This window comes from Evansella sp. AB-rgal1, from assembly GCF_041820985.1.
In the GTDB taxonomy this organism is placed as follows: domain Bacteria; phylum Bacillota; class Bacilli; order Bacillales; family Salisediminibacteriaceae; genus Evansella.
Window position 1 is genome coordinate 19533 of the sequence record NZ_JBGUAU010000047.1, and the last position, 9153, is coordinate 28685.

At 38.0% G+C, this 9153-nt stretch carries 7 protein-coding genes; 6 read left to right on the forward strand and 1 reads right to left on the reverse strand.

Annotated elements, in window-relative coordinates; all coding sequences use genetic code 11:
- The first annotated feature begins 268 nt into the window (after nucleotides 1-268).
- From ACERII_RS24395 to ACERII_RS24420, 6 genes are all read left to right on the forward strand, one after another.
- On the forward strand, nucleotides 269-3508 hold the full coding sequence (locus ACERII_RS24395; RefSeq protein WP_373645577.1) for a glycosyl hydrolase 53 family protein: 3240 nt from the start codon (nucleotides 269-271) through the stop codon (nucleotides 3506-3508).
- 298 nt (nucleotides 3509-3806) lie between these two features.
- Nucleotides 3807-4391 carry an RNA polymerase sigma factor gene (locus ACERII_RS24400; protein WP_373645578.1) on the forward strand — a complete coding sequence of 195 codons (585 nt, stop codon included), beginning with the start codon at nucleotides 3807-3809 and terminating at the stop codon, nucleotides 4389-4391.
- Nucleotides 4351-5190, forward strand: a complete 840-nt coding sequence (locus ACERII_RS24405; protein WP_373645579.1) for a hypothetical protein — start codon at nucleotides 4351-4353, stop codon at nucleotides 5188-5190. Before ACERII_RS24400 ends, ACERII_RS24405 begins: the two co-directional genes overlap by 41 nt.
- Nucleotides 5174-6052: an ABC transporter ATP-binding protein gene (locus ACERII_RS24410; RefSeq protein WP_373645580.1), complete on the forward strand. Its 879-nt coding sequence runs from the start codon at nucleotides 5174-5176 to the stop codon at nucleotides 6050-6052. The genes ACERII_RS24405 and ACERII_RS24410 overlap by 17 nt, the downstream gene beginning before the upstream one ends.
- Entirely contained in the window at nucleotides 6045-7199 is a 1155-nt protein-coding gene (locus ACERII_RS24415) for a hypothetical protein (protein ID WP_373645581.1), read from the forward strand. The genes ACERII_RS24410 and ACERII_RS24415 overlap by 8 nt, the downstream gene beginning before the upstream one ends.
- A 21-nt stretch (nucleotides 7200-7220) precedes the next feature.
- Nucleotides 7221-8375 (forward strand): hypothetical protein, encoded by a 1155-nt coding sequence (locus ACERII_RS24420; protein ID WP_373645582.1) that lies wholly within the window; start codon nucleotides 7221-7223, stop codon nucleotides 8373-8375.
- Between the two features lie 193 nt (nucleotides 8376-8568).
- Here ACERII_RS24420 and ACERII_RS24425 read toward each other — a convergent pair whose 3' ends face one another.
- Nucleotides 8569-8907 carry a hypothetical protein gene (locus tag ACERII_RS24425; protein ID WP_373645583.1) on the reverse strand — a complete coding sequence of 113 codons (339 nt, stop codon included), beginning with the start codon at nucleotides 8905-8907 and terminating at the stop codon, nucleotides 8569-8571.
- Between the last annotated feature and the right edge of the window lie 246 nt (nucleotides 8908-9153).

Genomic DNA, 9153 nt, shown 5'->3' on the forward strand with positions numbered 1-9153 from the left:
GAAAGTTTCATATTTTCATATAAACAGGGAATATATTTACACAAATCTATATTGGTATCGGTTACACTTATGTCATATTCTCATATAAAGCGAGGAGTGATAATTAGTTTATAGCAAGATACTTCATTAAACACAAGTATTTATATTGGTTTACTGAGTTAATGTCGGAACTTAACAATGATTTAGTCTCTATGGCATGTAAATCTTGTGAACTAATGGATTCTAGTATCTATCTACAATACTTAAGTTAGAAAAGGAGAGGAAATTCATGACAAGAATGAGAAAGAGTTTTACATTGTTTTTAGCATTAATTCTTATAATAAGTACTTTTAACTTTGGTAATGGTGTAAAAACAGTTGCATCATCAACTAATCTATTAACAAATGGCGGGTTTGAGTCTGATTTCTATGAGGATGGATCCTGGGAAGTTAGCGATATAGATTGGGATAATGTAGAAGTGAATCATTTTGATTATGGTAGTGATGAGTGGATAGACGCTGCTGAAGGGAACTATGCGTTACATTATTGGATAAAGGATACGGCTAGCGAGAGTCAATCTTTTACAATAACGCAGACAATTGCATCTTTACCAGCTGGAAGCTATGAGTTATCCGTTAACTCTATGGGTGAAGCTGGGAGTGTAGAGTTATTTGCAGGAACAAACTCAGGGGAATCTGTAGAAACTACAGGTTGGAATGATTGGGAAACAAGTAGCCTGCAGTTTGAAGTTACAGAAGATGCTACTGATATTGAAATAGGAGCTACGGTAACAGGTGAACCGAATGCATACGGCTACTTAGATAGCTTCCGTTTAGTATCGGACGATGGTTCTGAGGCAGTACAATCAAAAATATTTGTGAAAAAAGTAGATGGCATTGATGAAGACTTTATTAGAGGTGTGGATATCTCTAGTATTATTGCTCTAGAGAATAGTGGAGTGAAGTTTTATAACCACGAAGGTGAAGTGCAGGATATTTTCGAAACGTTTGCAGAAGCGGGAGTGAATTATGTCCGTGTAAGAATTTGGAATGATCCTTTTGATTCTGATGGAAATGGTTATGGTGGAGGAAACAACGACTTAGCAACAGCTATTGAAATTGGTCAGCGAGCTACGGAACATGGTATGAAGCTACTAGCGAATTTCCATTACTCTGATTTTTGGGCAGACCCAGGGAAACAGCAAGCACCAAAGGCTTGGGAGAATTTAGGTTTCGAAGATAAGAAAGATGCTTTATATAACTTTACGAAAGATAGTCTACAAGAGATGATAGATGCTGGAATCGATATTGGTATGGTTCAAGTAGGGAATGAAACAAATAGTGCAGTAGCTGGAGAGACTAATTGGACAAGAATTAGTCAATTATTTAATGAAGGAAGTAGAGCAGTCAGAGAGATGGATGAAGATATTTTAGTTGCTTTACATTTTACAAATCCTGAAACATCCGGAAGATATGAAACACTTGCACGAACATTAGATGAAAATAACGTAGATTATGATGTATTCGCAAGCTCATATTATCCATTTTGGCATGGATCATTAGAAAATCTAACTTCCTTGCTAAAGGATATAGCTGATACGTATAATAAAAAAGTGATGGTTGCAGAGGTATCTTATGCATATACAGTAGAAAATGGAGATGGACATGGAAATACTGTAACTGGTAATGACCAATCGTCCAATTATCCTATTTCTGTTCAAGGTCAAGCGAATGTGGTAAGAGATACGATCGAGGCAGTTGCTGAAGTTGGTGAAGCAGGAATCGGAGTGTTTTATTGGGAACCAGCTTGGATTCCAGTTGCTCTTGATAAAACGTTAGAAGAAAGAAAAGAGTATTGGGAAGAATTCGGATCTGGCTGGGCATCAAGCTATGCAGCTAGTTATGATCCGGATGATGCAGGGGAATGGTATGGAGGTAGCGCTGTAGATAACCAAGCATTATTTGATTTTGAAGGTCACCCATTACCTTCTATCAATGTGTTTAACTATGTTCTTACTGGTGCTGTTGCTCCATTGCAAATTGACCATATAGGTGATATATCCATTAGTATTATTCTCGGTCAAACAGCTATCTTACCTGAAACGGTAAAAGCGATCTATAATGATGGAAGTGAACAAGACGTTGCAGTTACATGGGATGAAGATGCATTCCACCAAGCATTGGAAAGTGGAGAAGGCTCCTATGTAATTACTGGATATATTGATGGTGATTATACTGTAAACGCAAACCTTGAAATATTACCCGAAAACTATGTAGTAAATCCAAGCTTTGAAGATAGTGATAGAAGCATGTGGGAAATTACTTACGGAACAGATGTAGAACCACACGCAAACTTCCAAAACAATTCTTCAGATGCTAGAACAGGTAATTATTCTGTTCATTTTTGGTCAGATGAAGATGTAGACTTTAGACTAGAGCAGACAATTACTGGTTTAGAGCCTGGATATTATAACTTATCTATGTTCATTCAAGGTGGAGATGCAAGCGAATCTAATATGTATCTATACGCTAATACCACTGAAGGCGAATATACACAAGAGACTGGTGTTAGGGGTTGGACTAACTGGAATAACCCTACAATCGAAGATATTTTAGTACTAGATGGTACTATTACAATTGGTGCCAACATTGAAGCTAATGCAGGAGCATGGGGAACTTTAGATGATTTCTATTTATACAGAGTAGGAGATTATGAAGAAGAACAAGCTCCAGGAAATGGCGATGGATCTACAGACAACGGAACAACACCTGAACAAGGTGACAATGGATCAGGAACTGAAGATGAAGAAGCTAGTAGTGTTTCCATTAATATAGGTGAGCAAATGGAATTGACTAAGAACGCTGTTGTTACAATCAGTGGAAGTAATTCTTCTCTTACATTACCAGCTGATCTACCTACAGGAACAATACTTACTGTGAAAGAAGTAGATCAGTCTATACTATCTGATTCAAGCTTAGAATTGGCAGGATCGGTGTATGAATTTGACTTTACCTTCCCAGAAGGATTCGAGGATTATAGAGGAACGTTTATCCTATCATTAACTTACGATGAAAGTAAATTTAATGCAGATGATGTAACTATTTATTACTATGATGCTAATGAAGGAAAATGGGTACTACGTGGTGGGAAAGCTGAGGATGGTGTAATCACACTAGAAGTAGATCACTTTTCTATATATGGTGTGTTTGCAGCAACAACTAGTGAAGATGATGACCATGCAGAGGACGGAACAACACCTGAACAAGGTAACGATGGATCTGGAACAGGTTCAGAACCTGGAAAAGATGAAACACCTACACCAGGTGATGATAGCAATGGTTCAGGAACAGAAGAAAAGGAAACAGCCACTTCAGGTGAAGAAGAAGAAACTGACGCTAAGCAAGAAGGAGATAAGCTTCCAAATACAGCAACAAACTCATTTACCTTTATGATGGTAGGTGCAATGCTACTTATTGCTAGTATGACTGTATTCTATGTAAACAGACGTAGAAGAATGAGTGCACAATAAATGAGTAATACTTTTGAAGGGTTGGCCTTAGAGGCTAACCTTTTCTTTTTGAGAAAAAGTATGGAAGGAGATTATAGTTAAGTAAGGATGAAGGATCAAGTGCTTTAAAGAAAGATTTAAGAAGTACAAATAAATTTGCGAGATTCGCACATATATTGCCGAAATTCGCACATATAATCGCGTAACCCGCACATATATTTCTGAAACTCGATTCCCTATTATTGCATAAAAATATTTTTTAAATCTTAAATCCTTTTTGAAAAGAATTTCGTTACTATTAATAGAGGTGGTGAGAAACATGCAATCAGATGAATCGTTAATAGAAGAAATAAAGAATGGCAGTCAGGCTGCAATGGAAGTACTAGTAAAAAAACACTATAAAAATATATTTGCTTACACATATCGGAAGGTTGGGGATTATCACTTAGCTTACGATATGACCCAGGAGATTTTTATCAAAATGATGAAGTCTATTGCTAGTTACAATGGGCAAGGGAAATTTCAGCATTGGCTTCTAAAAATTGCTGTGAACCACTGTCGTGATTATTACCGAAGTAGTTTTTATAGACGTAAGGATGAATTAAACGAGATAGATTACCAGTTGAAGGATGAACGAGAGAATGTAGAGGATCTGCTGAGTAAAAAGTTAGAAAGTGTCAGAGTAAAGGCTGCGGTGGATCAACTGCCAGACTATCAACGTGAAGCAATTATACTAAAGTTTTACCAAGACCTAAAAATAAGACAAATTGCTGAGCTTACGGAAGCAAAGGAATCTACTGTTAAATCAAGGCTCAAGCAAGGTATTGATAAATTAAAGCTACTATTAAAAGGAGGGGATGAGGATGAACAAGTTCAAACAAGCCGACAAAACCGACATCGATGAACTAGATGATATCTTTGACGAAAAAGAATATGAAGCAATTGAAAAAGAATTATCCCATTACCTTGTGAAATTTCCAGATGAACACAAAATAGATGCCACGATAGACACGCTGCGTCAATATGTACCTGATCGGAAAACACAATCTCCAAGCGTCATGGAAAGACTTGTTACGATAATCCAACGGGCAGGAACAGAAATTACGATAGTGAGCAAATCCTATTGGATCGCTAGTACCATTCTGTTTTTCCTAGGCTATCTTATTGCAAATCAGCCGAATAATGATCCGTTATTAACAGTTATTTTTCTCGCACCTTTGCCATTTATCTTTGGACTATTAGAGGTATTTAAAGGAAGAGAGAATGGGTTACTCGAGATGGAGCTAGCCTGTAAGTTCTCTGCACATGAAATCATCCTGTCGCGTTTGTTCTTAATTGGGGTTTATAACGTGACCTTGAATACGGTACTAACAATAAGCATCTCTCCAGTTACCGGAAGACCGTTAGTAGAAATGCTTCTTACTTGGTTCACTCCTTTTACTTTTTTCGTGGCTATCGCCTTATGGCTGAGCGCAAAGTTTAAAGGACAGGTTTTTGTAACAACCTTCCTTGGGTTATGGTTGGTGTTAACTGTTCTAGTGTTATCAAACAACCATTGGATGGAGGCCTTCCTAAACCCTAGTCCAGTTTTACACCTTATTTTTCTTGGAATTGGGATTCTATTGAATGGTATTCAGATAAGGCAATTAATCAAGAAGTATGTAACATATGAAGGAGGAGCTCGTGTTGAGGTTAACTATTGAGAATATATCAAAAGAGTTTAAAGATAAAAATGCAGTTACTGATTTTTCAGCAGAACTGACGGAGGGAGTCTATGCCCTCCTTGGTCCAAACGGTGCTGGGAAAACGACACTTATGAGGATGCTGGCAGATATTATGAAACCCTCATCTGGAAGAATTCTATTAAATGGGAAAGATATATCTTTAATGGGAGACGATTACCGGGATATCCTAGGCTATCTTCCTCAAGAGTTTGGTCTTTATAAAAATTTCACTGCGGTTCGATTTCTTTCCTATTTTGCTAGCTTAAAAGGATTAGATAAAAAGGAAGCGGTAGTGCGAGTAGAGGAAGTTCTTGAGTTGGTAAATCTACAGAAAGATCGGAAACGAAAGCTAGGAACCTATTCAGGAGGAATGAAACGTAGACTGGGAATTGCACAGGCACTCCTGAACGATCCCAAAATTCTTATTGTTGATGAACCCACAGCGGGATTAGATCCGCAAGAACGAGTACGGTTTAGAAATTTACTATCAGAAATAGCTGGTGACCGAATCGTTCTGTTGTCGACTCATATCGTTTCGGATATTGAATACATTGCAAAGGAAGTCCTTCTCATGCGCCAGGGAGAGTTGATTCAACGTAGCACCATTGAGAAACTTCTTGAAAGTGTAAAAGGAAAGGTTTGGTTGGGGAGAGTAGAGCAAGGGGATTTGTCCGAACTGCAAAGGCATTATAAAGTTGGGAATATTCAGCGTGGTGAGACAGGCATCGAGGTACGGATTGTTAGTGACGATAAACCAATGACAAATGCCGTTGTTGTACCTCCAACTTTAGAGGATGTGTATCTCTATTTCTTCGAAAGGGAGGTTGAGGGCGTTGTATAGACATGAATGCTATAAGATTTTTACAAGAAAAAGCATTTATTTCGCATTTCTCTTATTTGTCCTCTTCATGCTGCTGCCTGGGGGCTCGAATAATATCATCCAAACAGAGGAGTACCAAGCGTTGTATGAGGAATGGAGAGGGCCACTGACGACAGAAGAAATAGAATTGGCTAATGAAAAGTTAAGTGAAGTAGAGGAACGGATGTATCAAGAGGTGGAAGCTGCAGGTGACTTTGAAGGAATTTTCCGTCATAGCATGGAAGACTGGGTTGCTAGTCGCGTATATTCCTCTGTTGTTTGGATAGGCGGCTATATGGAATCCTTTGAATCTAGGAAAGATGCTCTTTTAGAAAAGACCTTAAGCTCTTCAGGAACTGCTTATGAAGCGAAAGTTGGTACGAAAGAACTTCAGATGATTCAGAAGTTAGGTCTGCCGTTTGGTTTATATAATACAACGGCGTGGAGTAGCACCGTGGATTTTATTAATGTATTAGGATTCCTCATCTTAACGATACTTATCGTGTTAGGCTTGTCACCTGTTTTTGCAGACGAGCATAGTCAGAAGACAGCTTCATTAATCGTTAGCACGAAGCATGGAAAAAGAAGAGTAGCAACTGCGAAAATACTGGCTTCGTTTACCTACATCACATCGTTATTTGTCGTGTTACATATCATAAATGCCGTGCTAGAGTGGAGCAAGTTTGGAATGCTTGTAGATGGAGGAGTATCTCTCCAAAACTTATTTCTCTTTATGCAATCTCCATTTGCTCTAACGATTTGGCAGTATTATGTAGTTGCGCTCGGTATTCAATTCTTTGCATCCTTAGTGATTGGATTATTGGTTTTACTCTTGTCCATTATCACTGGAAATGCAATGCTGACGTTTTTTGTAAGTGGAGCAATTATTGGAACTCCATTTTTACTTCGACAATTAGGTTTAGAGCAAGAGTTCATACAATATATTGTTCAGTTTAGCTATGCGGAACTCATGAGAGTAAAAGGATTGTTTGACCAGTTCATTGCGTTCAATGTCTTTGGTCAGCCACTTTTGTACCCATATTTGCTTCTATCTATTTTTCTGTTGGTTGCTGTTGTGAACGTGCTACTAATTTTTCGACTATATAAAAATCAGCAGATTATCAACTGAAACAGAGAGGAGGATGCAACAGTGTACAAACAGGAGTGTTATAAGATTTTTTCGAAAAAGAGTATTTACTTTGTTTTTGCAATAATTGTTCTATTACTGGTTTATGTCAATTCGCTACCATTGGATATGACGATGAAGGAAGAGTTTTTTGAAGAGCTAGAACAAACATGGGGTGGCCCTGTGACGGAGGAGATGGTCTCCATTGCGAAGGAGGCAATGCACGCCTCTGATGCTGGAGAGGTCTCAAAAAATACGTTTGAATCGAGGGCAACAGATTATGTGCAGTTTCTCGTGGTAGGTGCTTCGATGAGAAAGGACGAGCAGAGTGAGCGGATTCAGATACGGAAGGAACAGCTAGAGCAGTTTTCTTCTGGAACATATGAATACAGGGAAGCTTTAAAGGAACGGAATATGTTAGGGGAGCTAGAGGAGGCTCACGGATTCTACCTGATTCGTTCTTGGCGTGGAATGTTCGAATTGATAGAGCCAGTGACTTCGCTGCTCCTGCTGTCTACCTTGATATTTATTGGTGTAACACCTGTATTTGCAGAGGAGTATACCAAGCGAACGACAGATTTAATTTTAGCCACGAAACATGGAAAGAGAAAACTTGTTTCTGCAAAAATAATGGCAGTAGTGACTTATATCGCTATCGTTTTCCTGTCTCTTCAGTTGGTGAATATCCTTCTGAAACTGTGGAAGTTTGGTGGTGTGGCAGGTTGGGATGCACCAATACAAGGTATATCAGCTGGATTTGATTCCCATTCCTTCGTGAGCTATGATGGCTCCCCGTATTCCTTCGAGGTGTGGCAGTTTTTCTTGATCACATTGGGTCTTCATTTGTTAGCTTGTCTAGCTGTAGGTAGTCTTGTATTGTTTCTTTCCTTTTTGACGAAAAATACGATGCTTGCTTTTTTTATCAGCGGGGTTGTAATCGCTGTGCCAGTGCTACTACAGCAGCTAGGAATAACTCGTGGGATACTTGAATATGTAGTTAATTTTAGCTATACAGAGTTAATGCAGGTATCGAGTATGTTTACCCAGTTTCGAGCATACAACATATTTGGCTTTCCAGTGTTGTATCCAAGCCTCATCTTCTCTGTATTTGCAGTGATAACAGGTGTAATGATATTTCTTATTTACAAGCTGTTCGGCAAACAGCAGGTTGGTAATTAAAAGGAACGCAGGAGTATATTAAAGGGTTTACTTGTGAGGTGCAAAACAGAAAAACGCAGGCAATTTCACAGGTTAAATCACACAACTTTCACAACCTAAATCACAGCATAATTCGCATATAACAACGGCACGAAGAACATGATATGCCGTTGTTTTCATATTTGCTTATCGAAACTCCCGTTAGCTCAAGATTTTAATTTTGGCTTTCAACAAATGTCTTAATCTCATTCCAAATCTTGTTTGAAGTTCTTGATTCAGAGTTAGAAAGTTCTTGATACCACAACAATAAATCTTCACCCAGTTTCTTTTCTGTCTCACTTAATACTTTGTTTAGAAATTGCTGATGTTTATCAATTTCATCTTGAATACTCTTTATATTTTCTTCATTTTCGTTGGTTATTGCTTTCCCCAACTCTGAATAAAGTCGTGATATTACTCTTAAATAGTCTCCTAAAACTCCTACTTTTCCGTTCATTCTTGAATATCCTTTTGATATTTCTTCTAATCCTATTCTATATCTTTCTAATAACATTTCTCCACTATCGTTTTGTAACTCAGCTACCCAAAAGTTTTCTGGAGTGTCTAATTCTAAAAGGGTAAGCCTCACCGTTAGTAAGTAATCAGAACCGATGGATTTTTTGAAACCTTTGTTTTCTTGAAAGAGATAATAATTAAATCCAACTGATACAACTAATAATAATATTGCTACATATTTGATTATTTTCCTCGAAATAATAAATCCCCCTCCATAATAGCTTATTTCACAAACTCCCCTTTA